The organism is Pseudomonas sp. MWU347 (assembly GCF_017947305.1).
Lineage (GTDB): Bacteria > Pseudomonadota > Gammaproteobacteria > Pseudomonadales > Pseudomonadaceae > Aquipseudomonas > Aquipseudomonas putida_A.
Window position 1 is genome coordinate 111,791 of record NZ_JAFGZB010000012.1, and the last position, 24,552, is coordinate 136,342.

The following is a 24,552-nucleotide window of genomic DNA, read 5'->3' on the forward strand; positions in this document are numbered from 1 at the left end:
ACGATTACAAAATGCTGCAGCTCAGCCCACGCGCAGGACGATTTTGCCGATGTGGTCGCCACCTTCCATGCGCGCATGCGCCTGGGCGGCATCGTTCAGCGAATAAACCTTATCGATGATCGGCAGGCAGCGTCCGGCGTTAAGCGCCGGCCACACGTGTTCGCGCAGTTGCTCGGCAATTTCGGCTTTTTCCTCTGCGGTGCGCGCTCGCAGCAACGAGCCAGTGATCACCGCACGCTTGGCCATGATCGCCAGCAGGTCGATGTCGTTGGCCTTGCCGCCACCAAGAAAGCCCAGCATCACCAGCCGGCCATCCATCGCCAGCGCGCTGACATTTCCGTTGAGGTACGAGGCGCCCATGATGTCGAGAATCGCGTTCACCCCCTGGCCTGCAGTTTTTTCGGCGATGACCGTGGCGAAATCCTGCTCGCGATAATTGATCGGCTGCCCACCCAGTTTGCTGATTGCCGCGCATTTATCGGCACTGCCGGCGGTGGCGAAGGCTTCGATGCCGAACTCGCGGCACAGCATCAGCGCGGTGGTGCCGATGCCGCTGGTGCCGCCGTGAATCAGCACGCGCTGACCGCGCTGAGCGTCGCCGAGGCCGAACAGGTTGGCCCACACGGTAAAGAAGGTTTCCGGGATAGCGGCGGCCTGCACCCAATCCAGTCCATCGGGGATCGGCAGGGTTTGCCCGGCCGGGACGTTGCAGTATTCGGCGTAACCGCCACCGTTGGTCAGCGCGCAGACCTTGTCCCCCACGGCAAACTGACTGACACCGGCACCCAGCGCCACCACTTCGCCGGCCACTTCCAGACCGGGGATCGGGTTCATGCCCGGCTTCATCGGGTATTTGCCGGCGCGTTGCAGGGCGTCGGGGCGGTTGATCCCGGCGGCATGCACGCGGATCAGCACTTCGCCGGCTGCCGCGACGGGCAGGGACACACGTTTGGCTTGCAAGACTTCCGGGCCACCGGGTTGAGTGATTTCGATCCGGGTCATTTCGTTGGGCAAAGTCATGTCGATTCCTGTTGCTTTAGGTTCTGAAGATGGGAGCGCAGCCCGCGGGCAATGATTCCCTTCAATTTTCACAGACGCGTGGTTCAGTCACTGAGGGCAGCCATTTCAGGGCGTGCTCTAACAGGATCGCCACGGCAATCGCCCCTGCGGCGATCACGAAGAGCATTGCGTGCTGACCGCCCGTGGCATTGAACAGCGCCGAATAGGCAAATCCGGCCAGCGCCTGAAACGTGGCAAACGATACGGTGGCGCGGCTCCAGGCGATTTGCTGGCGATGGTGATCCGGCACCAGTTCATGCACGCGGGCCAAGGCCAGCGGGACGATGCCGGGCGGGAATGAACCGATGATCACTGCCAGCACGGCCAACGCCATGAAAGAGTGGGAAACCGCCAGCAGTCCCAGCGCAATCGCCTGCACCACCAATACCAGCCGGATGCCCATCCGCGCGCCAAGCCGGTCCGCGAGAAAGCCGTAACTTACCGGGCCGACAATTGCGCCCAGGCCATACATCACCCAAACCAGTGCACCAATCTGCGCCCCGGCACCGAGCCCGCGAGCCACGTAATCCACCAGAAACACCATGGCCGGCACCAGACCTGCGGCCATGAATGCGTATTGGCCGAACAGCAAATAGACGGCGGAGGGCGTTGGCTCAACCGTCGCGCCTGCGTGAGTGGCGGTCGGGTGCGGTAGATCAGCAGGCCAGCCAAACCAGCTGATCGCGGTCAGCAACAACGACAATCCGCCCAGTCCTAACCAGGTGGCGGGCAGGCCCATATTCAACAAGGGCGGGACAAGGGTTCCGGAGGCGGCGATGCCCAGGCCGATACCGAGAAAAATCGCACCGCTGGCCAGCCCTTTGCGGGATGCCGGCACGTGGGGCAGAACAGTCGCCGCCACCAGCACCATAATTGCGCCGCCGGTAATCCCCGACAACAACCGCCAGCCAAAGAACCAGCTCACCGACAATGGAAATGCACAGGCAAAAAACGCTGCGGTGACCAGCAGCATCATCAGTCGCAGGGCGTTTTTATTGCCCAGTTGCCGCGCTATCAGCCGGCCGAGCAGGGCGCCGATCAGATAGCCGACCAGATTGGCTGCGCCGAGGTAGACCACGTCGTTGGCAGAAAACCACTGCGCCTGAATCAGCGAGGGAATAAGCGGTGTGTAGGCAAAACGCGCCAGACCAATGCCGACCAGGCTGGCGCAGAGTCCCGAGAAAATCGGTAACGCTGAGGTGGATGTACGCATGACAGCATTCCTGAGGAAGGTCTATTGCGCTCAGGATATCGGCTATCTTTGCTGCGGTAATGCAGCGATTTGGCTTTATAGTGATGCAAATTCGCATCGGTTGGGGGCAGCATGAACTGGGATGATGCGCGGGTATTTCTCGCAGTATGCAGAGAGTCGACCTTACGCGGCGCAGCGCGGGTTTTGGGGGTGGATCAGGCGACTGTCGGGCGACGGATCACGGCGCTGGAAAAGTCCCTGAGCGCGACCTTGTTCCTGCGCACCTCCGACGGCTACGCACTGACCGCAGTCGGCGAAGCCGCGCTCAAAAGCGTGGAAAAAATGGAGCAGTCGGCGCTGGAACTTGAGCGGCAGATTCAGGGCCTGGATGATCGTCTGACCGGCAACGTACGCGTCAGCACCACCGACTCGCTGGCCATCGACTTTCTGATTCCGGCCATTAGTCGCCTGCACGCGCTGCACCCGGACGTGCGTGTGCAACTGGACGCCTCCACGCAGATCCTCAGCCTGGCCAAGCGCGAGGCCGACATCGCTGTGCGCAATACCCGGCCTGACAATCCCGATCTGATCGCGCGGCGGATTGCGCGCTGGCCCGTGGGATTGTTCGCATCACAGGCGTATATCGACGCCCATGGCATCCCGCCTCAGGGTACCGCGTTCGAAGGCCATGATCTGGTGGTCTACCAACCGTATTTGCAGACGCACAAGGACATGACGCTGGTTTGCGAACCGCTGCATCGCGGGCGGATTGTCGCCAGTCTGAGCTCCAGTCTGCTGGTACGCCGCTCGATTGCGGCTGGCCTGGGCGTAGGAGAAATTCCGGTATACATGGGCGAGCGCGATGGCCTGATCAGGCTTTGGCCGGAGCGCAATCGCCCGCAACCGTATGAGGTCTGGCTGGTGACCCACGCGGACTTGCGCCACACCGCACGGGTCAGGGCGGTGATTGAGCAGATTGTCGAGGCGTTTGCACTGGAGAATGAGTGACGGCTCAAAGCGCTTTGGAGAAGCTACATCGTCTGATGAAACGCCCTACATCCACAGCAGAATCTGCCGGCTTGTGGGCTTGGAGCGCCAGTCCTAAGGTTGATGCAACTCGCAGCGCCAGGAAATCGGTGCGCCAGAGAAGGTATCGCTAACCCAGGGAAGGGGATCGGATTGAAAGCCAGGGAATTCGAGCAATATCAAAGCTTCGACACATTGAGCAAAGGTCGTAACACACAAGCCATGAACGCTATCAGCCGTGAAGAATTCAACGCCAGGATCGAGACCATCGAGGCAAGGATGGATGCTCGGGTAGAGCGAGTGCATGCAGATATCCGAGAGTTCCTTTGCTCCCAGGCAGAGCGAGACAAGGCGAATGAGCGCATTCAGGTCGAACGGGATAAACGCTACGACTCGATGATTCAAGGCATTGCCATCGAGTCCAGAGAGGCGCTCAAAAAAGCGGGTACCGTCAATGCCAACGTCTGGATGGCAACGGCTGTGCATCTGTTTGGTGTGGTCAGCATCGTCGTGGGTGGCTATTTCGCCAGTCAGGCCAACCTGTATGCAGCGATACAAACAACCTTGGCGGCGGTTCAGGCGGGCAAAGATGTCGGTGCTGCCAAGCCTGCCGAGTTGCCATCATCGGTGTTGCCAAAATAAAAAAACGGCCTTCAATCGAAGGCCGTTTTTGTTGGCTTTGAAAACCCTGCCTCATGGCATTTGCGGCAGCTCTTGCGGACGCAGGTCAAACACCAGCACTTCGGCATCCACGCCATTGCTCAGGGTCAGTGCCTGTTCTTCACGAACCCGCACGCCGTCACCTTCCTGCAGCAACTGGCCATTGAGTTCAACACTGCCGCGAGCCACATGTACGTAGGCGTAACGGTTGGCCGACAGTTTCAGGGTGGCGCTTTCCTTGCCGTCGAACAACCCGGCGTAAACCCGAGCATCCTGGCGTACTGTCAGCGAACCATCGCTGCCGTCCGGCGAGATGATCAGTTGCAGGCGACCACGTTTTTTTTGCGCACTGAAGTGCTCCTGTTGATAGCGCGGTTTGGCGCCGCTGATCTCCGGCACAATCCAGATCTGCAAAAAGTGCACGGGCTTGGTGGCCGAATGGTTGAACTCGCTGTGCGCCACGCCGCTGCCGGCGCTCATCAGTTGTACGTCGCCAGGGCGGATCACCGAGCCGGTGCCCAACGTGTCTTTATGTTCCAGCGCACCTTCGAGCACGTAGGAAAAGATCTCCATGTCGCGATGCGGGTGCTGGCCGAAACCTTTGCCGGCGGCAACGCGGTCATCGTTGATCACCAGCAGGTCGGAAAAACCCTGTTCACGCGGGTCGCGGTAGCTGGCAAAGGAAAAGGTGTGGAACGACTTCAACCAGCCATGATTGGCGAGGCCACGATCGGAGGCTTTGCGAAGAGTCAGCATGATGAAATCTCCTGGGGGGACGTGAATTCGTCCGAGTGAGGAGAAGGTTACTGTTTACTCTTCGGGGTAATAAGTAGATGGAAATTGAAATACTGTCCCTTTCTGGTTGACAGTTGTGTGCGCTCGATCACGCATTTTTTTCCGACGACTGTGCCGCAGTTGGCCATAATGCTCAGCCAGTCTTGTCCGTCCATTTTTCATTATCAGTGATGTGTACCCCATGAAAACCGTGGCCATGGTGTTGTTCCCCGACTTTCTGCTGCTCGACATGGCCGGGCCGCTGGAAGTGTTCTCGGTGGCCAATCGCTATTTGAAACCGGAGTCGCACTATCAGCTGACGACCCTTGGCACCGAGCGCGGGCCATTGCGTGCGTCCAACGGTGTGCTGGTACACACCGACCGGCATATCGAACAAGCCCTTGAGCGCTACGATTTGCTGCTGGTGCCAGGAGGGCCGGGGGCTTACAACGAAAAACACCCGGCGTTGCTGGCCTGGCTGAAAGCGGCGGTGCCCTGTGCCGAGCGATATGGTTCGATCTGCACCGGTGCCTTCGTGCTCGGCCATGCCGGGTTGCTCGACGGCTATCGGGTGACCACTCATTGGAACTACACCGAACGCCTGATCAAGGCATTTCCAAAGGCGAGCGTCGCCACCGACCAGATTTTCATTGAGGATCGCAATCTGATCACCTCTGGCGGGGTCACGGCCGGCATCGACCTGGCGCTGGCGCTGGTGGCGCAGGATCACGGCAAGAAGTTGGCCCAGGACGTCGCCAAAGTGCTGCTGGTGGTGATGAAACGTCAAGGCGGACAGGCGCAGTTCAGCCCCTTGATGGCGGCGGTGGCGCCTCAGGAAACACCGATCACCCGAGTACAGAATTACGTCCTGGACCATCTCGACGAAGTGTTCAGTGTCGAGCGCATGGCAGGATTGGCCAACATGAGTGCACGGCACTTCGCGCGGACGTTTGTCCGCGACATCAATATGACGCCGATGGAGTTCCTGCAAAGTGCGCGTATCGACTGCGCACGAAATCTTTTGGAAACCACTGACCTGCCTTTGAAAACCGTGGCCTACAAGAGTGGTTTTGGCAGTGTTCGGCACATGCGTCTGTTGTTCGCGGAAAAACTTGGCCTTACCCCTGTGCAATACCGCGAACAGTTCAGCTAGAGCGGTTCTGTCCGTTGTGCGCACCCGGATGTCCGTGCTGCGCCCTGTGTGAAGGTTGTGCCGTCATCGCAGGCTGCCAAGATAGTTGGCATGAACAGCCTCAACGATTTGCACTCGGCGTCAGTCCTGTATTTCGGCCCTTACGCCTTTCATTTGCGCCAACGGCTGATCCTCGACGGGGATCGGCAACTGCGCATGGGCGGGCGTGCGCTGGATATTCTGCAGGTGCTGGTCGAGCGTGCAGGCCGAGTGGTCAGAAAGGAAGAGTTGATTGCACGGGTCTGGCCCACTTCGGTGGTCGAAGAGATCAATCTTCGCGTCCACATTGCTGCCCTGCGACGGGCGCTCGGTGACGGTGAGAACGGCCAGCGCTACATCGTCAATGTGCCGCAATGTGGCTACAGCTTCGTTGCTCCGGTGCACGGCGACAATTTCGAGCACGTGGCCCTGGAACACCTGCAAGCGCCACAACACAACTTGCCTGTGCGGCTGACGCCGGTGACCGGTCGCGATTCAGTGGTGGGCTCGATGGTGCGGCAATTGCCACTGTGCCGATTGATGACCGTGACGGGGCCTGCGGGTGTCGGCAAAACCACGGTGGCGTTGCGTGCTGCAGAGTTGCTGTTACAGCATTTTCGCGACGGGGTCTGGCTGGTGGACCTGGCGGTAGTCAACGACGCCACGCCACTGCTCGATTATCTGTTGCACACCCTCGAAACCGATCTCGTCACGCTGGCAGCGCGTCACAGCTTGCTGGTGCTGGATAACTGCGAGCATCTGCGTGAAGCCTGCAAGGCTCTGGTTGAACGTTTACTGGAGGCCGCGCCACGGTTGTCGATTCTTGCGACCAGTCGCGAAGCATTGCAGGCCAGTCAGGAGACCGTGCAGATATTGCCGCCACTGGCCATTCCCAAGTCCTCAGCGTTGGGCAGTGTCGAAGAGACCATGAGCTATTCGGCCGTGCAATTGTTTGTCAGTCGTGCCCGAGCCCGGCAGCAGGGTTTTACCCTGCGTGAACAGGATCTCAATGCTGTGCGCGACATCTGTCGGCGGCTCGATGGGCTGCCACTGGCGATTGAACTGGCGGCGGCGCACATTGATGCGCTGGCGTTGGTCGGCTTGCAGTCTCAACTCGACAATTGTTTACAGCTGCTCAGCCATGGTCGGCGTACTGCCGTGCCACGCCATCAAACCCTGAAAGCCGCGCTGGACTGGAGCTATCAGCACCTGAGTGAGCAGGAACAGCGGGTGCTGCAACGCCTGTCGGTCTTCAAAACGGCGTTTGCCATTGATGTGGCGATGGGCGTCATCAGTTGCACGCTATTACCCCCGTCGACGTTGGCCCTGATGATTGATCGGTTGGCGCAGAAGTCTTTGCTGGCGGTGGAGCGGGGCAGTGCCGGGTTGCGCTATCGCATGCTCAACACCACTCGTCGATACGCCCGCGAGCAACTGGAGCGCAGCGGTGAATCCAACGAGTACGAGCGTCGGCATGCGCGCTTCGTCAGCCGCAGTCGTTGGGTGTCAGGCTCGCAGTTGGCGGCCCAACTCGTCGAGTAACCAGCGCACCTTGCGCAGGTCCGGGGTGGCGTAGCCCTCGGTGAAGCGTTGATAGATCGGGTTCAATAACTCCAGTGCTTCGCGGTAGCGGTTCTGCCGTTGCCACAACTGCGCCAGCGAAGTAGCACTGCGCAGTTCCCAGGCCAGGGCGCCCTGGGTTTGCGCGATCGACAGTGCCTGGAGCAAGACCTTTTCGGCTTGCCGGGTGCTGCTGTCGGGGCAAGCCGATTGTTCAAGCAACATGCGATCGGCCCGAGCCCGCAGAATCTCCGCCGTGCTCCAGCCTGCCGCTCCGCTGTGTGCCCGCTCAAGCAACGCATCATCAACAAAGCGGCTGTCCAGGGTCACCATGATTTCCCTGATCAGGCCGCTGTCATCGGTCGCTATCGGCACGGCGGCATCGGCGTCGAGGACCTGCGCGTATTGCCGTGCCCAGCGATAGAACAGCAATACGGAATGCTTCTGCGCCTGCTCCAGCAACAGCTGCAGCAAAGCACGGGCGTTTTGCGGGTCACCGTTGTAATGAGCAATCAGGCAACTGGCCAGCGCCAGGGTGTAGCAGATCGAGGTGCCGTGGTTGATTTGCACGGCGATGTCCAGTGCCTGCCTGGCCGTACGCCAGGCCTGTTCAGGGAAACCTTGCAGCCACAACACCCGGGCCAGCACCGTCAGCGAGGCGACGCTCTGGTCGTACTGCACGCCGAAGCCATGGGTGAAGCGGTTGGGGTTGCCGTTTTGCGCCATGCGCTGAATCACTTGCTCGGCATGCAGGCGTGCCTGCTGCTGGTCGCCGGCGTAATGCAGCGCCAACACCCGCAGGCGATGTGTGCTCAGCGACAGCTGCGGGTCGCCGTGCAGGCCGAGTCGATCGAACTGCTCGCTCTGTTCCAGCGCCGACCGATAGTGGCCACAGCTGAGGTTGACCGCCATGTGCCCGGACACCGCACGCAGTTGGCCAGCCACGTCGTCGTACGCTTGCGCCAGCGCATGGGCATCGACGAATGCGGCGATGGTTTCCGGGGTACCACCCCAGGTGTGGTAGCAGGCGCTGCCGAGCGCCAGTTTCAGCGCGATCTTCACCCGAGGGCAAGGTTCGGCAGCGTTTTCCAGCAGGGCCAGCGCCTGACGCACGTAACCGCCGTATTCCTTGAGCAGCGACAACTCTTGCCACAGGGGCGCCGAGGTCGCGGCCAGATAAATCCCCACATCATTGGGGCCTGCGCCGTTCAGACTCCAGTCGAGCGCCGCGCGCAGGTCTTCCAGACCGCGTGCGTAGCGTTCGATCCACAGGGCGGTTGAGGTCGTTTCCCAATCGGTCTGCGCCTGATACATCAGCGCCAGACAACGTTCAGCGTGGCGTTCGCGGGTTTCGGCGAGTTCGGCGCCTTGCTCGAGTTTTTCCAGGGCATACCTGCGCGTGGTGTCGAGCAACCGATAGAACACTTCCTCGTCACCGACTTCGACGTTGAGCAACGATTTGGCGACCAGTTGGGTGATCGAACCGAACACCTCGCCGGGCTGGATCTGCTGTCCACCGATCACCGCAGCGGCGGACTCCAGCGTGAAGCCACCCCGAAACACGCCGAGCCGGCGCAGGCAGGTCTGTTCGCAATCGGTGAGCAGGTTGAAGCTCCAGTCCAGCGTGGCACGCAGCGTCTGGTGGCGCTCCACGCTGCTCTGATTGCCGGCAGCCGATACCGGCAGACGCCCTTGCAGCTGGCTGAGCAAACCCTGCAGGCCGAGTTCTCCAACCTGCGCCGCCGCCAGCTCCAGCGCCAGCGGAATGCCGTCCAGACGCCGACAGATTTCAAGCGCATCGGGCAACTCGGCGTCGCTCAATTCGAAGCCCTCGTGCGCGGCCAGGGCGCGTTCGGCAAACAGTTGCAGTGCCGAAAAACTCAACGCCTGCGCACGATCAAGCACGGCAATCGGCGGCGGGTAATCGAGGGATTCGAGACGTTGCACATACTCGCCTTCGGCACGCAGGCTCTCGCGGCTGGTGGCCAGAATGTGAACCTGCGGCGCACCGCGCAAAATGCTCTCGCTGAGCAGTGCCATGGCGTCGATCAGGTGTTCGCAATTGTCGATCACCAGCAGCATCTGGCGCTCGCGCAGCGCATTGACGAGGTGGGTCAGCGGATCGTTGTCATGCGGCACCACATCCAGCAGGGCCGCCAGGTGCGAGCAGATCATTCGTGCGTCGTTGATCGGCGACAGATCCAGCAGCCGGATACCGTCCCGATAGTGGCCGATCATCTGCTCGGCAACGCGCAGGGCCACGGTGGTTTTGCCGATGCCGCCGGGGCCGACCAGTGTGATGCAGCGCTGGCGCGGCAACTGCCTGATCAGGCTGTCGACCAGCGGCTGGCGGCCGATCATTCGCGTGCGGCGCAGTGGCAGGTTATGCCGGGTGCCGGTCTCTGCGCAGGTGTGCTGTTCGATCGATTGCAGCCTGATCGGTGCGACAAAGCTGTAGCCGCGCTGCGCCACCGTGACGATGTATCGCTGCCCGCCCTGACCGTCGCCCAGGGCTTTGCGCAACGCCGCCATGTGCACCCGCAGATTGATGTCTTCGACGACGCTGTCCGGCCACACGCCGGCAATCAGTTGCTGCTTGCTCACGACATCGCCGGCATGCGCCAGCAGGATCAGCAGAATATCCATGGCACGTCGGCCCAGGCGTAACGGCTGCTCGCCTTCAAGCAGCAGCCGTTTGCCGGGCTGAATCCGATAGGGGCCGAAACCGAGGGCCTGATTCGGGGGAAGACTCAACAGCTCACTCCTGCGAAATTTTTATAATCCTGCCCACGGCGTGTGAAGCCTCCGTGAAGGGCAGCGCGGATCAGCGTCAGCGGCACGCAAGCCTTCTAATCCGCAGTTTTGCGGACATATTCCGCAGGTTCTGGCGTCAGTGCAACGTGCAGATTGCCGGCAATGCTCGAAAGTGATGCAGCGATCGGCATTTTTGCTCGCTGCAATGTTCAGACCAGCGCTTTGTCTCGCGGACAATTAACAACGATTAACTCGTCTGTGTTCGCTTCAACCCCAAAAATCCGCTGAATCAAGCCTGGCCTCAGGCCAGGACCTGATGGCTGCAATGGAGTGCACCTGAGCGGAGGGCGGCGCAATGAGCAACGTGGTGGTGGTCTATCACAGCGGCTATGGCCACACTCGCGTCATGGCAGAAGCCGTGGCGCAGGGCGTCGAACGGCACTTGGGCAGTACCTGTCGGTTGGTGGCGGTAGAAGAGGTCGAGTTCTATTGGGATGAGTTGCACCGCGCCGACGCGATCATTTTCGGTGCGCCGACTTACATGGGCAGCGCGTCGGCGGGTTTCAAGCATTTCATGGAGGCCAGCGCGGCGTTCTATCTGGCAAAACCATGGCGTAACAAGGTTGCCGCCGGGTTCACCAATTCCGGAAGCCTGTGCGGCGACAAGCTCAATACATTGCTGCAAATGGCGGTGTTCGCCGCGCAGCATTCGATGATCTGGGTGGGGCTCGACCTGCTCCCGGCGCGCTCGGCGGCGGGCTGCTTCGATGGACAGTTGAATCGTCTGGGCAGCGCGCTCGGGGCCATGTCCCAATCCAATGTCGAACAGCCCCCCGAGCAGGCGCCGCCGCTCGAAGACCGGCGTACGGCGGCACACCTGGGCGAGCGGGTGGCGCAAGTAGCGCAGCGCTTGAGGCAGCAATGAAGCGCAGGGAAATGAGCTTGGCGCGCGACAGCGTCTAGACCGCCAGGCGTATGCCGACAGGCGCGGCCGCTGATTGCGGTCTTTCGGGCTTCATGCCCGGCACCTCACGACACCGCCAGGCGAACGGGCTGATCCCTTCGCTGCGGGTGAAGATATGGCAGAAATGTGCCTGATCACAGAAGCCACACTCCAGGCTGATCTGCGTCAGGCTCAAGTGGGTGAGCCGGATCAACTGCTTGGCGCGAGCGATGCGCTGGGTGCGGATCCAGTCCTGTGGCGAGAGTCCGGTACTGCATTTGAACGCCCGGGAAAAATGACTGCGTGACAACGAACAGGCCTCTGCCAGTTCGGTGACTTCCAGGCTTTCACCCAGGCGATCGAGGATCAACTGTTTGGCCCGCCGTTCGCGTTGCGGACTGAGGCCGCCGATGCGCGGTGTGCAAGATTCGCTGGAGGGGGCGAGGGCGACTGTTTGTTGTAAGTGAGCCATGGCCAATGTCCGTGTCGGGGGGCAACGCACGCTCGGCACGTTTCCCTCTGGTCAAAAAAACAATGTTTCGCAGAGGGTTTCATTGTTGGACGGGGCCGGAAGACTGACGAGTTAAACGTTGTTAATTGCGCCGCAAAACGTTGAACTCAGCACATCGCTGCAAGTCGCTGCCCTCGACAAACACTTCCAATGGATACCGGTGGAATACGGCCCATACAAACGCGCGGCCAACGTACCGTTGATCGAGTAAAGTACGGCGCTATCGCACCTGACTGAACACGACTTCTCAAGCAAGGAACACGAGCCCATGAACCGTAACGATCTGCGTCGCGTCGACATGAACCTGTTGGTGATTTTCGAAGCGCTGATGTTCGAAAAGAACCTGACCCGCGTCGCTGAAAAACTGTTCATGGGCCAACCGGCGGTCAGTGCGGCGCTGGGTCGTTTGCGCGACCTGTTCGATGATCCGTTGCTGCTGCGCAACGGTCGCAGCATGGAGCCGACCGCCCGCGCGCTGGCGATTCTGCAGGAGCTGCAACCGGCGATGGATGTGATCTCCGGCGCGGTCAGCCGGGCCAAGGAGTTCGACCCGGCGAGCAGTTGCGACGTGTTCCGCATCGGCCTGTCGGACGACGCCGAGTTCGGTCTGTTTCCGCCGCTGCTGCGACAGCTTCAGCAGGAAGCACCGGGGATTGTCGTGGTGGTGCGCCGTGCCAATTATCTGTTGATGCCGGCGCTGCTGGCGTCCGGGGAAATCTCGGTCGGGGTCAGTTACACCACCGATCTGCCGGCCAACGCCAAGCGCAAGAAACTGCGCGACATTCCCTGCAAAGTGCTACGCGGCGATGATCGTCCGGGGCCGCTGACGCTGGACGAATACTGCGAGCGCCCGCACGCGATGGTGTCGTTCTCCGGTGACCTGAGCGGCAACATCGACCTGGACCTGGCCAAAGTTGGCCGGCGTCGGCGCGTGGTGCTCGGCGTGCCGCAGTTCAGCGGTTTGCGTGCGTTGCTCGCCGGCACTGAAATGATTGCTACCGTGCCGGACTATGCCGCGTGCGCGCTGGTCGAAGGCTGCGCCTTGCGCGCCGAAGATCCACCGTTCCCGATCGACGCCGCACAGCTCTCGATGGCCTGGAGCGGGGTGCACGACAACGACCCGGCCGAGCGCTGGCTGCGTTCGCGGATCAGCCAGTTCATGGCGGCGCCGCTGGATATCCCGCATTCCTGACGCGCCAAATTTCCCTGTGGGAGCGGGCTTGCTCGCGAAAGCGGTGTGTCATTCAACAATGATGCTGGCTGACCGGACGCCACTGTCGGATCGCCGCCCGCACCAGGCTCGCTCGCACAGGAATCCGACTCGCCTGAAAGAGAGCACATCCATTCAATTTTCCCTCGCCCGCACCGAGCATGATTCAACCCGATAAGGATTAAAGGGTAGGGTCATGAGCGCATCACAACACGATGAACAGGCACAGGATGTCGGTCTGCTGTTTCTGCGGGTCAGCGGCGGGCTGTTCCTGCTGTGGGTCCACGGTTTGCCCAAGCTGCTGGACTTCAACGCGCAATTGCAGCAGATCGAAGACCCGTTCCACCTCGGTGCGCACCTCACACTCTGCCTGGCGATTTTCGCTGAAGTCCTCTGCCCGCTACTGATCGTCGCCGGGGTGCTGGCGCGATTGGCCTGCTTGCCTATTCTTTTTGTTCTGCTGGTGGCGCTGCTGGTCGTGCATCCGCAATGGAGTGTGGCCGAGGGGCAATTCGGCTGGTTGCTGTTGATCCTGTTCGCCACTGTGTTTATCGCCGGGCCGGGACGCCTGGCGCTCAATGTTCGTCTGCCCGGAGTGCTGCGTTATGCCTGAAGCCCTGAGTCCAAAAGCACCGGGGGTCGGTGAAACGGTGACCCTGATCGTCAAGCACCGGGTCAAGGCCGGTTTTGAACAGCCTTATGAGGCGTGGTTGCGCAATATCGTCAGGGTCGCCGGGCAGCGCGACGGTCACCTCGGGGTCGACGTGGTGCGCGGCAAACTGGCCGGCCTGGACACCTACACTTGCGTCTTGCGCTTCTGCTCCACCGAGGCCATGCAGCTGTGGCTGGAGTCGCCGCAGCGTCAGGCGCTGGTGGATGAGGCGGCGCCGATGCTCGCCGATGGCGACCAGACCGAAGTCGCACCGGTCAACGAATTCTGGTTCGCGCCGCTGGCCGATGCCGCGAAGCCGCCGCCGCGCTGGAAGCAAGCGGTGATCACCCTGCTGGTGATTCTGCCGCACACGCTGCTGGTGCCGCTGATCTGGGGGCCGCTGCTCAAGCTGCATCCGCTGCTTTCCAACTACGTGGTCGCCACGTTCCTGATCACCCTGACCATCGTCCTGTCGGTGGTGTACGTGTTCATGCCCCGCGTGACCCGGTTGTTCGCGCCGTGGCTGGAAGCCGGTCAGGCCCATGCTCACGTCGAGCCGGCGAAACAGCCGTCACGCTGACACCCATTCATCTACTCGAAAGGAACTGCGATGAACGCCGATCTGATTCTGTTCAATGGCCAATTTCATACCGTAGACCGCAGCAAGCCGCTGGCCAGTGCCGTGGCGATCAAGGACGGCCGCTTTGTCGTCGTTGGCAACGACACCCAGGCCATGGCCCTGCGTGGTGCGGCCACGCAAGTGATCGACATGCACGGACGCTGCGTGATCCCCGGCCTCAACGACTCGCACCTGCACCTGATCCGTGGCGGCCTCAACTACAACCTCGAACTGCGTTGGGAAGGCGTACCGTCGCTGGCCGATGCGTTGCGCATGCTCAAGGAGCAGGCCGACCGTACGCCGACTCCGCAGTGGGTGCGTGTGGTCGGTGGCTGGAACGAATTCCAGTTCGCCGAAAAACGCATGCCGACTCTTGAAGAGCTCAATCAGGCCGCGCCAGACACCCCGGTGTTCGTCCTGCACCTGTACGACCGCGCGCTGCTCAACCGCGCCGCACTGCGCGTCGCCGGTTACACCCGCGACACACCGAACCCACCGGGCGGCGAGATCGTCCGTGATGCCAACGGCAATCCGACCGGGATGCTGGTGGCAAAACCCAACGCGATGATTCTGTACTCGACGCTGGCCAAGGGGCCGAAGCTGCCGCTGGACTATCAGGTCAACTCGACCCGGCAGTTCATGCGCGAACTCAATCGCCTCGGCCTGACCAGCGCGATCGATGCCGGCGGTGGTTTCCAGAACTATCCAGATGACTATCAGGTGATCGAGCAACTGGCCAAGGATGATCAGTTGACCGTGCGCATCGCCTACAACCTGTTCACCCAGAAGCCCAAAGAAGAGCTGACTGATTTCCAGAACTGGACCGGCAGCGTCAAGTTGCATCAGGGCGACGATTACCTGCGGCACAACGGCGCTGGCGAGATGCTGGTGTTCTCCGCCGCCGACTTCGAAGACTTCCTCGAACCGCGTCCGGACCTGCCGCAGACCATGGAACAGGAGCTGGAACCGGTGGTGCGCCATCTGGTCGAGCAGCGCTGGCCGTTCCGTTTGCACGCCACGTACAACGAATCGATCAGCCGCATGCTCGACGTGTTCGAGAAGGTCAATCGTGACATTCCGTTCAACGGTCTGCCGTGGTTCTTCGACCACGCGGAAACCATCACCCCGCAGAACATCGAGCGGGTGAGGGCGCTGGGCGGCGGCATCGCGATTCAGGATCGCATGGCGTTCCAGGGTGAATACTTCGTCGACCGTTACGGCGCGAAAGCCGCCGAAGCCACGCCGCCGATCAAACGCATGCTTGCCGAAGGCATACCGGTCGGCGCCGGCACCGATGCCACCCGGGTATCCAGCTACAACCCGTGGACATCTCTGTACTGGATGGTCAGCGGTCGCACCGTCGGCGGTCTGGCCTTGTACGAAGAAGGTCTGCCGCGCACTACCGCACTGGAACTGTTCACCCACGGCAGCGCCTGGTTCTCGTCGGAGCAGGGCAAGAAGGGCCAGATCAAGGTCGGGCAACTGGCGGATCTGGCGGCGCTGAGCGCGGACTTCTTCCACGTCGAAGAAGAAGCGATCAAGTGGATCGAGTCGGTGCTGACCGTGGTCGGCGGCAAGATCGTTTACGCCGCCGGCGATTTCGAAGACCTCGGCCCACGCTCGATCCCCGTGCTGCCGGACTGGTCGCCGGTGGTCAAGGTGCCGGGCCACTGGCGCCCGAACTCGCCTTTGCAGGCGCAAGTGCACCAGTGCGTCGGTGCTTGCGCAGTGCACGCGCACAGCCATGAAAAAGCCCGACTGTCGAACGCACCGGTCAGCGACTTCGCCGGTTTCTGGGGCGCGTTCGGCTGTTCCTGTTTCGCTTTCTGATCACTACAAAAAAGCGCCGGCCAACCGGTCGGCGCGTCACGCAACAACCATCCACCGAGGAGTTTCCCATGAGCGTTCCCTACAAGCGTCTGAACAAAGATGATGCGGTCGTGCTGCTGGTCGACCACCAGACCGGTCTGATCTCGCTGGTACAGGATTTCACCCCTAACGAGTTCAAGAACAACGTGCTGGCGCTGGGCGACATCGCCAAGTTCTTCAAGCTGCCGACCATCCTCACCACCAGTTTCGATGCCGGCCCGAACGGCCCGATCGTGCCTGAGCTGCGCGAGCAATTCCCCGATGCACCGTTCATTCAGCGCCCTGGCCAGATCAATGCCTGGGACAACGAAGATTTCGTCAAGGCGATCAAGGCCACCGGCCGCAAGCAACTGATCATCGCCGGTGTGGTGACGGACGTCTGCGTAGCATTCCCGACCCTGTCGGCCATTGCTGAAGGTTACGAAGTGTTCGTGGTCACCGATTCTTCCGGCACCTTCAACACCACCGTGCAACAAGCCGCGTGGGCGCGCATGTCGGCCGCCGGTGCACACCTGCTGAACTGGTTCTCGGTGGCGTGCGAGCTGCAAGGTGACTGGCGCAACGACATGGAAGGCCTGGCGCATCTGCTGTCCGAACGCCTGCCGAACTATCGCAACCTGATCAACAGCTACACCAAGTTCACGGCCAAGTGATGCCTGAAGCCCCTCACCCTAGCCCTCTCCCAGAGGGAGAGGGGACTGACCGAGGGGTTTGTTCGCGATACGCCGACCTGCAATACCGAGCCGATCTGCGAAATTGAAGTACACGGAGATCGGCTCCCTTTCCCCCTCGCCCCCTTGGGGGAGAGGGTTGGGGTGAGGGGGCTCTTGATCTTGCTCTCGCATCAGCGCTTTTGCAGCCAACCCAACAAACCACCCTTGCGCACTGCCACCGGTTTGGCCATCAACGCCAGCCGGCTGTTCTGCTGTCGCACCGCCTGCAATTTGTTCAGCGCCTGGCCGACTTCGCTGCGCTGCTCCATGCATTGGCGGGTCAGCGCTTTGTCGAGGCGATAGATGATGCTCGACGTCAGCGCGGTGAACGTGGCTTGCGACGGGGTATCGGCGAGGATGCTCTGTTCGCCCATGACCTCACTCGGCCCCATGCGTCCGGCCTCGGTCTGGCCGTTGCCGTCGGGCACGGTTGCACTGACCACACCAGTGGCGATGACAAACAGACTGTCGGGCACTTCATCCAGCCCCAGCACCACCTGACCGGCCGCGTATTGCTGCGCGACCATCGATTCGGCGAGGCGATCACGTTCTTCATGGCTCAGCGAGCGGAAAACTTTCACTTCATCGAGCAACGCCCGGGCGCGGGTCGAGGGCTCGATCACGCCATCGGGATGCCGGGAAATTCCTGCGGCTTCGAGATGTCGATGGGCGAGGTCGAACAGTTGATTGCGCACTTCGCCTTTCTTGCTCAGCTCACTGATGAAGCCGCTGGCGACGTACTCCGACATCTCCTCGCCGGCCTCTTTCAACACGGCTTTGGGCGGCGGATTGAGCAGCAGACTGCTGCTGCCCTGCAGCGTGCGGTCGAGGGCGTCGAGCACCCGCCGCGGGCGAATGTGATTCGGCACCTTGATGCTGATCGACACCCCGTGCAGGTTGGTCGGGCGACTGAGATTGACGATCTTCGCCTTGGCCGCCACCGAGTTCGGCACCACCGCCAGGGTGCCGCTGCTGGTCAACAGATGCGTGGCGCGCCAGTCGATGTCGAGCACCTTGCCCTCGACACCGTCGATCACCACGAAATCGTCGACCTGATACGGCTTGGTGGTGTTGAGCACGATTCCCGAGAACACGTCGCTCAAGGTGCTTTGCAACGCCAGACCAACGACGATTGCCACTACGCCGGAGGTCGCCAGCAAGCCCTTGACTGGCAGTTCCAGCACATAGCCGGCGGCCGCGACGATCGCCGCCAGAAACACCAGCGCACCGATCACGTCCTGCAACAGCCGACCGCTGTGGCCGATGCGCCGCATCAGTGCCAGACCGATCACCTCGGTGAGCACCCGCGCGGCGTACAGCCACCAGACAATCCCCAACGCCGTTGCGCCCAATTGCATCACCCGGTCATCGGCGAACAGCGGCGCCTGCAACGGGCTGATCTCGGCGTTGATGATCAATGCGCTGAACGCCAGAAACAGCGCCAGGCGAATGCCGACTCTCGGTGCCCGATGCTGGAACGGAGCGAGGTGCCAGAGCAACGCGTCGAGGAGCAGCAGGGCGGCGCTCCAGGACAGTGGGTGAGTGAGAAGGATGGACATGGCGATCTCCGGAACTGCATGAACGTTGGTGTAGAAGAGGCTTTTGTGGTGAGGGGATTCATCCCCGATGGACTGCGCAGCAGTCCCCTGCCTTTCTGGTTAGCGGCGGGGTCGCTTCGCAACCCATCGGGGATGAATCCCCTCACCACAAGGGTTCCTGCAGACAAAAAACTCGCCACACCGTCAGGTGTGGCGAGTGAGGGGGGCTCAGTTCAGATGTGTTTTCAGCTCAGCCGCGGCCTGCCGCACGGCCGCTTTCACTTCGGGAATCTGACTCAGCGGATTGAGCAGGCCAAAGTCATGAATCATCCCGTTGTAACGCACCGACGTCACCGGCACACCGGCCGCATCCAGATGCCGCGCATAGCCTTCGCCTTCATCACGCAACACGTCGAACTCGGCGGTCTGCACCAGCGCGGCGGGCAGGCCCTTGAGCTGTTCGCTGCTGGCGTTCAGTGGCGAGGCGTGGATCTGTGCGCGCTCGGCCGGGTTGGTGGTGTAGTTGTCCCAGAACCATTGCATCATGCCCTTGGTGAGGAAGTGGCCCTCGGCGAATTGCTGGTACGAGCCGTCGTCGAACTGTGCGTTGGTCACCGGCCACATCAGCAGCTGGAAGCGCAGGGCCGGGCTCTGCTTTTCTTTGGCCATCAGCGCCACGACCGCCGCCATGTTGCCGCCGACGCTGTTGCCGGCCACCGCCAGACGCTTGCCGTCGACGCCAATGTCCTTGCCATGCTCAGCCACCCATTTGGTCGCCGCATAGGCCTGATTGATCGCTGTCGGGTACTGCGCTTCCGGCGACGGCGTGTAATCGACGTACACCGCGACCGCTCCAGAACCGACCACCAGATCGCGAATCAGGCGTTGGTGGGTCGGGTAATCACCCAACACCCAACCGCCACCGTGGAAGAACATGAACACCGGCAATTCGCCTTTGACCTTGGCCGGACGCACCACTTTGAGGTTGATCGTCTGGCCATCGACCTTGATTGCCTTGTCACTGACTTCAACTCCGGACAGGTCAACCTTTACCGAGGCCTGAGCGCCGGTCAGCACTGCACGGGCATCCTTCGGGCTGAGTTGCTCCAGCGGTTTGCCGCCGCCGGCGGCGAGGGCTTCGAGAAACGCCTGGGTGTTGTGTTCGACACCCGGGCTACCGGCAGCGAACGCGTTGCCGATGGACAGGGCGAGGAGGGATGCGGTCAGGGTTTTTTTGATGTTCATGCTCAATTCCATTTTCGAAAGTTATTGGTGTTGTGTCGGGCTGTTTTCAAACCGTGAGCACAGATTAATGAGCTGTCGAAAAGTGAAAAAGCGGCTATAAAGCGTTTGACTGTCTACCAGAGAGTGACAATGAACCCGTTCGAAGACATGCGTATTTTTTGCCAGGTCATGGACTCCGGCAGTTTCACTGCTGCGGCCGATCAGTTGGGCCTGTCCAAGCAGTTCGTCAGCCGCCGTTTGATGCAGCTCGAAGAGCGCCTCGGTGTGCGGCTGTTGAACCGTTCCACCCGACGCCTCGACGTCACGCCACTGGGTCAGAGCTACTACGAATCGGCGCTGCGTCTGCTGGGCGAAGTGGAACAGGTCGAGCAGGGCATCGCCGGGCAGACCGCCGAGCCGCGCGGGACCATTCGCGTCAGTGCGCCGCTGTCGTTTGCCGTCGCGCATCTGGGGTGTCTGCTGCCGCTGTTCCTGCAGCGCTATCGCGATGTCACCGTGGAGGTGGATTTGAGCGACCGCCCGGTGGACCTGCTTGGCGAAGGTTATGACCTGGCGCTGCGCATTGGTGTGCTGGAAGACTCGACGTTGATTGCGCGGCGCATCGCCGCCATCGAACGGGTGTACTGCGCCAGCCCGGCATATCTGGCCGAACGCGGCACGCCGCTCAATCCCGAAGACCTGCACAGCCACGACTGCCTGCCGTACGGCCACGGTCGTTCGGTGCAGTGGCGCTTCAACGCGGGGCAGGGCAAGCCGCTGCTGGTCAACGTCACCGGACGCATGCGGGTGAACAATGGCGAGCTGCTGAGGGACGCGGCGGTGCAGGGGATGGGGATTACTTATCTGCCGACGTTCATCGTCGGCGCGGCGCTGAAGGACGGGCGGCTGATGCCAGTGCTCGACGACTACCGCCCCGAACCGCTGACCCTGTCGGCGGTGTATCCGCAGCACCGCCAGGCTTCGCGCCCGGTGCAGGCACTGGTCGAATTCCTGCGCGAACGCCTCAACCAGATGTGACCACGCCAAAAGTGTGGGAGCGGGCTTGCTCGCGAAGAGGTCGTGTCAGTCGATGAAGATGTTGGCCGAACCGACGTCTTCGCGAGCAAGCCCGCTCCCACAGGTTTTGTGACGTGTGCAAATCTTGCGTTCTATCTGAAATCTTGTGGGAGCTTTTTGCAGCGATGAGGTCCGGTCGCAAAAATCTCTACGAAGCCGCCGCATTACCCCCTGTGGGAGCGGGCTTGCTCGCGAAAGCGGTGGTTCAGGCAATGAAGATGTTGGCTGGGCCGACGCCTTCGCGAGCAAGCTCGCTCCCACAGTGGAACGGCGGTGTGGCTTACAAAGTCGCAACAACCGTATTGATCGGGCTGTTCTAGACTCGGGTCCGCTCAATCACGAGCATCGCCCGGAGTGCGCCATGGAAGTGCCCAACAATAAAACCGCCATCGACAGCAATCGACAGGCGTGGAACGATTCTGCTCGTCATCACCGTGAGTCGGCGGAATGGCAAGCGCTGTTGAACGAGGTGTCAAAGGCTGATTTTTCTTGCCTCGACGACACCTTGCGTGGCGTGCTGGAACAGGTCGGCGTCGATGGCAAAGCGCTGATTCAACTCGGTTGCAACAACGGCCGCGAAAGCCTGTCGCTGTTCGCCCTCGGTGCGCGTAGTGTGGTCGGCGTCGATCAATCGGAGGCGTTTCTCGAACAGGCCCGTGAGTTGAACCTGCGCTCGCCGTACAACGCCGAATTCATCGAAAGCGATATCCATCACCTGCCGGCTGCGCTGCACAGCCGCTTCGACGTGGCGCTGATCACCATCGGCGTGCTGAACTGGATGCCCGACATCGGCGAGTTCTTTCGCCATGTCGCGCTGACTCTCAAACCGGGCGGCAAACTGGTGATCTACGAAACCCATCCGTTTCTGGAAATGGTCGACCCCGACGCCGAAGACCCGTACCGCCTCGCCAGCTCCTACTTCCGCGCCGAGCCATTCGTGCAGGAAGAACCGATTGTCTACGTCGGCAAGGTCGAGCAGCAGGCTGCCAAGTCCTACTGGTTCGTACACACCCTCGGCGCGATCTTCAGCGGCGCCATCGCGGCCGGGCTGAACATCGCGCACTTCAAGGAGTATGCGCACTCGAATCGAGAGGAGGTGTATGACCAGTATCTGAATCGCGAGGCGCAGATGCCGTTGTGCTTCACCTTGGTCGCTCGCAAAACCTGAGAATTTGTTGCTCCATCTGGCCTCATCGTGAGCAGGCTTACTCCTACACTTGATCGGTGTCGTACACAAATCCACTGTAGGAGCGAGCCTGCTCGCGATGGCGGCCGAATGGCCGCCATGCCTTTTACAACCGAATCAAGCCTGCGCCGCCGCACTCACCGCCGGCCGCTCCGGTTTGCGCAGGGGTTCCAGGCGTGAGCCGTCGTAGCGGCTTTCGCGGTAGAAGCGCCAGCGGCCGAACAGGCCGTAAACGTGGGTGATGCGCCCTTGCTCGTGGTAGCCCATGCGGATATGCAGTTTCATTGCCGGAATGTTGCGCGTTTCGCAGGTGTCCACGACGGTATGACAGCCCTGGGCGGCCATGGCTTCCCAGAGGGCGACTTGCACGTCCACCGACAGGCTGGTGCCGAAATACGGGCGGGCCATTTCGCCGCCGAATTCGAAGAACTCGCCGGGTTTGACCGGGAACCAGCAGCCGTAATAGTGGCGATCGTGGTAGTCACGAATGCTGCCCCAGATGAATGCCACCGCGTGGCCGTCAGCATCGAGGTACATGTGCCCGGTGTGGCCTTCGGCGGCGAGTTCGGCCATGGTTTCCACGCGGTCACCGAAATGCTTGGCGAACGCCCCGGTGTTGTGCGGTGTGATATCGACTTTGCGCACTCCCTCGTATGGCCGCAGCTTGTGTGGCGGCACCGGGGTCACCAGATCGCGCTCCATCCACAGCAGCTCCCAGTGGAAGAACACGTAGCGCTTCCACAGACTGGCGAAGAAGTTACGAAAGCCTTTTTGACGAATCCGGTCACGCAGTTTTCCGATGACGTTCATGTTGCCCTCCGTGGCCGAAGCCCGGTGTGGTGGATGTTGCTGTTGTGGGGATGAATCAATCGAGTGCCGCGGCACCGCGTAAAAAATCCTTGTGCAGATCGGCATAGGACACCCGTGGCACACCCGGCAGCCGCTGCTCCAGCACGTGGCTCAGGGATTCTCCGGGATTGAGGTAGGCATCACCGAAATCGCTGCCCAGCTGATTCGGGTGGGCAACGACTTCCAGCACGCCGTCGCTCGGCGCGGGGTCGTTACGCAGATCCACCGGCGTGCACACATAGTCCGCCGTGGCTCCGGCCAGACTCTGCAAGCGCCAGTTGAGCAAACCTTTGAATATGCGTTTCGGCAGACTGAGGTTCTGCCCCAGGTTGCGCGCCAGGCGAATCGGCACGCCTTGATGGGCAGCAAAGCGCGCGACGATTTCGCCGATCGGCCAGATGTTGTGCACGTGCTGATGCGAGTCGATATGGCTAGGTCGCACGCCATGTTCGACACAGCGCTGCCACTGCGCCTGCAACTCTTCCCGCACCGCGTCGCGATCTTCGCGACTGAGCCAAAAGCTGTGCCGTGGCAGGCTCAGATCGAACACGCCGTGGCCGTCGCAGAAGGTGCGACTGCGCAGGATTGAGGTACTCAGCGGCCGCCCGTAGGTCAGGTTGAAATGCAATCCGACCCGACCTTGCAGCGACGGATGCCGGGCCATTGCGCAGGCCGCTTCGAAGGCCGGCATGTTGGCCATGGCCGTGGCCGAGCTGATGACCCCGGCCTGAAACGCGGCGAAGATCGTCGCGTTTTCGTTCGGGCTCAACCCGAAATCGTCAGCGTTGACTATGACTTGGCGAGGCATGATCGCCCTCCGTGGTGATGACGACAGGTGGGGTGGGCAATGCCGGTTTGGCTGCACGCCGCGCTCGCCATTGCTGCACCGTCGGTTTCAATCGATGCCAGAGCCGCAATCCCAGCCCCAGCAACATCCCGCTGGGGCGCCAGGAATAGAAACTCCAGCGCCAGTGTTCCAGTTGTCCGGTCATGCGTTCGTGCAGTTGGTGGCTGGAGTTTTCCAGACTGACCCGCGAGGCATCGATCCAGCGCCAATGCTCATCCAGTCCCCAGCGAATCCATTCCTCCAGCAGCACCCGGCCGCTGCCCAGATCGGCGTATTGCGGCAGGAACGCGAGGTTGTAATCGTAGAGTCGGCCCTGCTCCAGCAAGCCGAGGCGATAGCTGATGCAACGCCCGTTGAGTTCCAGCGTCACCACCCGCACCAGGCCCTGGCCGGCGAGGGCGGTGAAGGCGCGTTCGATCCATTGCCGACTGCGCTCGCTGGCAAAGATCCCCACGCCTTCGTCACCTTTCCAGCTCACCGCTTCGACTTCGCTGATCGCCCGCAACAGCGGACCCATGCTCAGCGCGTCGGGGCAGATGCGTCGCACCTGGGCGCCACACGCGGCAATCCGTTTGCGCGCCCGCCGCAGCTTGTAGCGCGGGTCGCCGGAGACCTCTTGGTGATCCGCGTCGCTGATCAGATGCACCGGCACCCGGCAACTGAGGCGGCGTTCGCCCGCAGAACTGTGGGCCATCCATTCGGTCAGGGCGCTTTCCTCACCCGCCGGCTCGGACAATTCGTTGAGTTGCAGCAGGGCGTGCGGCAGCTGTCGGCGGATCAGGTGCAAGGCTTCGCGCATGTCTTCGCCCTTGAGCAATGACAGCAGCGCCAGCCGGTCCGCCAGCGGATAGCCCAAGTGGTGCAGTACACGAAACGGCACGCCGGCAAAGCGCTCACGGCCCGCTACCAGCGGCAGGCACAGGCGCAATTCGTCCGCTTCCCAACCGAGCAGGATGTGCAGGCGCTCACCCGCGCCCAGTGCCTGCTCCGCCGCGCACAACCAGCCCAGGTGGTTGAACGGCGTGTGATCCGTCACCTGCAGGCGCAGCGCTTCATAGGCGGCTGCCGGGAAGTCGGCGGCGCACAGTGAAGTGCGCCATTCGAATCGCGCCGTCATA

The 24,552-nt window shown here is 61.5% G+C and carries 22 protein-coding genes and 1 pseudogene; 12 read left to right on the forward strand and 11 right to left on the reverse strand.

Annotated elements, in window-relative coordinates:
* Positions 1-21: 21 nt before the first annotated feature.
* On the reverse strand, positions 22-1,020 hold the full coding sequence (locus KCG87_RS23965) for an NAD(P)H-quinone oxidoreductase (protein ID WP_134786800.1): 999 nt from the start codon (positions 1,018-1,020) through the stop codon (positions 22-24).
* Positions 1,021-1,081: 61 nt separating this feature from the next.
* On the reverse strand, positions 1,082-2,272 hold the full coding sequence (locus KCG87_RS23970; protein WP_098964605.1) for a YbfB/YjiJ family MFS transporter: 1,191 nt from the start codon (positions 2,270-2,272) through the stop codon (positions 1,082-1,084).
* A 111-nt stretch (positions 2,273-2,383) separates the two neighbouring features.
* Between KCG87_RS23970 and KCG87_RS23975 the strand changes: the two genes are divergently transcribed.
* Both KCG87_RS23975 and KCG87_RS23980 read left to right on the forward strand, forming a co-directional pair.
* Positions 2,384-3,259: a LysR family transcriptional regulator gene (locus KCG87_RS23975; protein WP_202370329.1), complete on the forward strand. Its 876-nt coding sequence runs from the start codon at positions 2,384-2,386 to the stop codon at positions 3,257-3,259.
* Between the two features lie 171 nt (positions 3,260-3,430).
* Positions 3,431-3,919, forward strand: coding sequence for a hypothetical protein (locus KCG87_RS23980; protein ID WP_227698838.1), 489 nt, complete (start codon positions 3,431-3,433; stop codon positions 3,917-3,919).
* Between the two features lie 51 nt (positions 3,920-3,970).
* Here KCG87_RS23980 and KCG87_RS23985 read toward each other — a convergent pair whose 3' ends face one another.
* Complete coding sequence (locus KCG87_RS23985; RefSeq protein ID WP_095136690.1) at positions 3,971-4,693, reverse strand: pirin family protein; 723 nt, start codon at positions 4,691-4,693, stop codon at positions 3,971-3,973.
* A gap of 220 nt (positions 4,694-4,913) precedes the next feature.
* On the opposite strand from KCG87_RS23985, the gene KCG87_RS23990 reads away from it, so the two are divergent.
* Complete coding sequence (locus KCG87_RS23990) at positions 4,914-5,864, forward strand: GlxA family transcriptional regulator (RefSeq protein WP_134786797.1); 951 nt, start codon at positions 4,914-4,916, stop codon at positions 5,862-5,864.
* Between the two features lie 90 nt (positions 5,865-5,954).
* A complete protein-coding gene (locus KCG87_RS23995) occupies positions 5,955-7,424 on the forward strand; it encodes a winged helix-turn-helix domain-containing protein (protein ID WP_210558981.1) in 1,470 nt (489 codons plus the stop codon).
* On the opposite strand, the gene KCG87_RS24000 is transcribed toward KCG87_RS23995, so the two are convergent.
* On the reverse strand, positions 7,389-10,196 hold the full coding sequence (locus tag KCG87_RS24000) for a winged helix-turn-helix domain-containing protein (protein WP_210558980.1): 2,808 nt from the start codon (positions 10,194-10,196) through the stop codon (positions 7,389-7,391). The genes KCG87_RS23995 and KCG87_RS24000 overlap by 36 nt on opposite strands.
* A gap of 355 nt (positions 10,197-10,551) precedes the next feature.
* On the opposite strand from KCG87_RS24000, the gene KCG87_RS24005 reads away from it, so the two are divergent.
* Complete coding sequence (locus KCG87_RS24005) at positions 10,552-11,121, forward strand: flavodoxin family protein (protein ID WP_096796193.1); 570 nt, start codon at positions 10,552-10,554, stop codon at positions 11,119-11,121.
* Positions 11,122-11,155: 34 nt separating this feature from the next.
* Here KCG87_RS24005 and KCG87_RS24010 read toward each other — a convergent pair whose 3' ends face one another.
* A complete protein-coding gene (locus KCG87_RS24010; protein ID WP_210558979.1) occupies positions 11,156-11,611 on the reverse strand; it encodes an AraC family transcriptional regulator in 456 nt (151 codons plus the stop codon).
* A 307-nt stretch (positions 11,612-11,918) separates the two neighbouring features.
* Here KCG87_RS24010 and KCG87_RS24015 point away from each other — a divergent pair, with 307 nt between their 5' ends.
* The 5 genes from KCG87_RS24015 (at position 11,919) to ycaC (ending at position 16,653) form a co-directional block, all read left to right on the forward strand.
* On the forward strand, positions 11,919-12,842 hold the full coding sequence (locus KCG87_RS24015; protein WP_027611588.1) for a LysR family transcriptional regulator: 924 nt from the start codon (positions 11,919-11,921) through the stop codon (positions 12,840-12,842).
* Between the two features lie 214 nt (positions 12,843-13,056).
* Positions 13,057-13,473, forward strand: a complete 417-nt coding sequence (locus KCG87_RS24020; protein WP_098964597.1) for a DoxX family protein — start codon at positions 13,057-13,059, stop codon at positions 13,471-13,473.
* Complete coding sequence (locus KCG87_RS24025) at positions 13,466-14,092, forward strand: antibiotic biosynthesis monooxygenase (RefSeq protein WP_123588413.1); 627 nt, start codon at positions 13,466-13,468, stop codon at positions 14,090-14,092. The genes KCG87_RS24020 and KCG87_RS24025 overlap by 8 nt, the downstream gene beginning before the upstream one ends.
* A gap of 30 nt (positions 14,093-14,122) precedes the next feature.
* The gene (locus KCG87_RS24030; RefSeq protein ID WP_123588412.1) at positions 14,123-15,961 is read left to right on the forward strand and encodes an amidohydrolase; all 1,839 of its coding nucleotides are present in this window, start codon (positions 14,123-14,125) and stop codon (positions 15,959-15,961) included.
* 68 nt (positions 15,962-16,029) lie between these two features.
* Positions 16,030-16,653, forward strand: a complete 624-nt coding sequence (ycaC, locus tag KCG87_RS24035) for an isochorismate family cysteine hydrolase YcaC (protein ID WP_003226320.1) — start codon at positions 16,030-16,032, stop codon at positions 16,651-16,653.
* A gap of 191 nt (positions 16,654-16,844) precedes the next feature.
* Here the strand turns inward: ycaC and KCG87_RS24040 are convergent, their stop codons facing one another.
* The gene (locus KCG87_RS24040) at positions 16,845-18,272 is read right to left on the reverse strand and encodes a mechanosensitive ion channel family protein (protein ID WP_210558978.1); all 1,428 of its coding nucleotides are present in this window, start codon (positions 18,270-18,272) and stop codon (positions 16,845-16,847) included.
* Between the two features lie 207 nt (positions 18,273-18,479).
* Positions 18,480-19,496 carry an alpha/beta hydrolase gene (locus KCG87_RS24045; protein WP_097088731.1) on the reverse strand — a complete coding sequence of 339 codons (1,017 nt, stop codon included), beginning with the start codon at positions 19,494-19,496 and terminating at the stop codon, positions 18,480-18,482.
* Between the two features lie 129 nt (positions 19,497-19,625).
* Between KCG87_RS24045 and KCG87_RS24050 the strand changes: the two genes are divergently transcribed.
* Positions 19,626-20,513: a LysR family transcriptional regulator gene (locus KCG87_RS24050; RefSeq protein ID WP_096796201.1), complete on the forward strand. Its 888-nt coding sequence runs from the start codon at positions 19,626-19,628 to the stop codon at positions 20,511-20,513.
* A gap of 210 nt (positions 20,514-20,723) precedes the next feature.
* On the opposite strand, the pseudogene KCG87_RS27525 reads toward KCG87_RS24050, so the two are convergent.
* Positions 20,724-20,838: pseudogene (locus KCG87_RS27525) on the reverse strand (metal ABC transporter ATP-binding protein); the annotation flags it as partial.
* A gap of 75 nt (positions 20,839-20,913) precedes the next feature.
* Between KCG87_RS27525 and KCG87_RS24055 the strand changes: the two are divergent.
* Positions 20,914-21,720, forward strand: coding sequence for a class I SAM-dependent methyltransferase (locus KCG87_RS24055; protein WP_210558977.1), 807 nt, complete (start codon positions 20,914-20,916; stop codon positions 21,718-21,720).
* A gap of 135 nt (positions 21,721-21,855) precedes the next feature.
* On the opposite strand, the gene KCG87_RS24060 is transcribed toward KCG87_RS24055, so the two are convergent.
* Genes KCG87_RS24060 through KCG87_RS24070 form a run of 3 tightly spaced genes read right to left on the reverse strand, consistent with a single transcriptional unit; the run spans position 21,856 to position 24,551 of the window.
* Entirely contained in the window at positions 21,856-22,548 is a 693-nt protein-coding gene (locus KCG87_RS24060; RefSeq protein ID WP_210558976.1) for an N-acetyltransferase, read from the reverse strand.
* A gap of 55 nt (positions 22,549-22,603) precedes the next feature.
* A complete protein-coding gene (locus KCG87_RS24065; protein ID WP_210558975.1) occupies positions 22,604-23,395 on the reverse strand; it encodes a ChbG/HpnK family deacetylase in 792 nt (263 codons plus the stop codon).
* Entirely contained in the window at positions 23,367-24,551 is a 1,185-nt protein-coding gene (locus tag KCG87_RS24070) for a GNAT family N-acetyltransferase (RefSeq protein WP_210558974.1), read from the reverse strand. The genes KCG87_RS24065 and KCG87_RS24070 overlap by 29 nt, the downstream gene beginning before the upstream one ends.
* Position 24,552 lies beyond the last annotated feature (1 nt).